This is a genomic window from Ralstonia sp. TCR112 (assembly GCF_007997035.1).
GTDB lineage: Bacteria > Pseudomonadota > Gammaproteobacteria > Burkholderiales > Burkholderiaceae > Ralstonia > Ralstonia edaphi.
On record NZ_VOSS01000247.1, the window covers coordinates 1 to 558 of the forward strand.

General features: G+C 67.7%; 1 protein-coding gene. It reads right to left on the bottom strand.

Going from position 1 to position 558, the window contains the following annotated elements:
- On the bottom strand, positions 1–558 hold a 558-nt coding region (locus FUT88_RS25660), incomplete at both ends, for a flagellar M-ring protein FliF C-terminal domain-containing protein (protein WP_325205679.1).

A 558-nucleotide genomic window follows, 5' to 3' on the forward strand; every position in this document is an offset into this window, starting at 1 on the left:
CGACAAAGGTGGCCGTGGCCGCCTCGTCCTTCTTGCCCATCGAGCGGATCGCCGGACGGATCACCGCGAACACCAGGATCAGGAAACCGATGGCCAGTGCCAGATACTTGGCGCCCTGGATGCCGTACTGGATCATCTCCGGCTGCTTCCACAGCGGCAGGTCGTCCTTGGCCATCGGCAGCGTGCCCGAGAACTGGCTGTTGACCACGTTCACGGAGTCGCCGCGCTTGGCGTCAAAGCCCACGGCGTCCTTGACCAGCGCGTTGAGCTTGGTCATCTCGGCTTCCGACAGCGGCTTCCAGGTCTTGCCGTCGCCACGGTAGTTGACGACCACGGCCACCGACAGGCGGCGCACGGTGCCCACCGCGGCGCGGGTCCGTCGCACGGTCTTGTCGACTTCGTAGTTGGTCGTGGTGTCGCGGGTGCTCGACGAATTGCCGGTGGTCGCGGTGCCGCTCGAGTTGGCAGCCGCCGCTTGCTGCGGTTGACCGTTCGGGCCCGTTGCAGCCGGTTGCGAGGCCGGAGCCGGTGCGGTCGGCAGCATGCGCGGCGCGGTCG